The organism is Bacillus cereus group sp. N12 (assembly GCF_016483575.1).
In the GTDB taxonomy this organism is placed as follows: domain Bacteria; phylum Bacillota; class Bacilli; order Bacillales; family Bacillaceae_G; genus Bacillus_A; species Bacillus_A toyonensis.
This window is the reverse complement of sequence record NZ_JAEHBO010000314.1, coordinates 1-215: the sequence shown is the minus strand read 5'-3', so window position 1 is coordinate 215 and position 215 is coordinate 1. Positions and strand designations below refer to the sequence as shown.

Here is a 215-nt window from a genome sequence, read left to right as displayed (position 1 = left end):
CGAAGTGGCTAAACGCGGCGGACTGTAAATCCGCTCCTTCGGGTTCGGCAGTTCGAATCTGCCCCCCTCCACCATTTTCTTTAAAATAACCTGAGAGGGTTTATTTTTTTGAGAAGATAAGCATACTAGTAAATATTAATGGGCTATAGCCAAGCGGTAAGGCAACGGACTTTGACTCCGTCATGCGCTGGTTCGAATCCAGCTAGCCCAGCCAT

Annotated in this window: 1 tRNA gene; it reads left to right on the top strand. The window is 47.9% G+C overall.

Annotated elements, in window-relative coordinates:
* Window positions 1-139: 139 nt before the first annotated feature.
* Window positions 140-214: transfer RNA gene (locus JDS92_RS30635), tRNA-Gln, on the top strand.
* Window position 215 lies beyond the last annotated feature (1 nt).